Genomic DNA, 362 nt, shown 5'->3' with positions numbered 1-362 from the left:
GGACTATCCTTCCTCGGCCTCGGCGTACAGCCGCCGACACCGTCGCTCGGCGGCATGTTGTCGGATGGGCGCGATGTACTCAACCAGGCGCCGTGGGTGGAGATCTTCCCGGGTCTGGCGATCGTTGTCGCCGTGCTGGCCTTCAGCTTCCTCGGCGAAGGGCTGCGCCGCGCCTTCGATCCGCGCGGGGTGGCCGGATGAGCACGGTCCTGTCCATCAGCAATGTCGGAGTCCGGTTTGCCGGCGGCGACGCGCGGCCAGCGGTCGACGGCGTGTCGCTGGAGATCGAGAAGGGCGAGATATTTGGCATTGTCGGCGAGAGCGGCAGCGGCAAGAGCACGCTTGCCAATGCCGTCATGGGC

At 67.4% G+C, this 362-nt stretch carries 1 protein-coding gene and 1 pseudogene; both read left to right on the top strand.

Features of this window, described 5'->3' with window-relative positions:
• Positions 1-201, top strand: a pseudogene (locus AC1D0P_RS32330) (ABC transporter permease); the annotation flags it as partial.
• Positions 198-362, top strand: a 165-nt coding sequence (locus tag AC1D0P_RS32325; protein ID WP_477680454.1) for an ATP-binding cassette domain-containing protein, incomplete at its 3' end; no start/stop codon positions are given. The pseudogene AC1D0P_RS32330 and the gene AC1D0P_RS32325, both read left to right, overlap by 4 nt.

It is taken from the genome of Polaromonas sp. P1_G2 (genome assembly GCF_056405515.1).
Note: the sequence above shows the minus strand (reverse complement) of the source record. Positions and strands in the feature narration are given on the sequence as shown.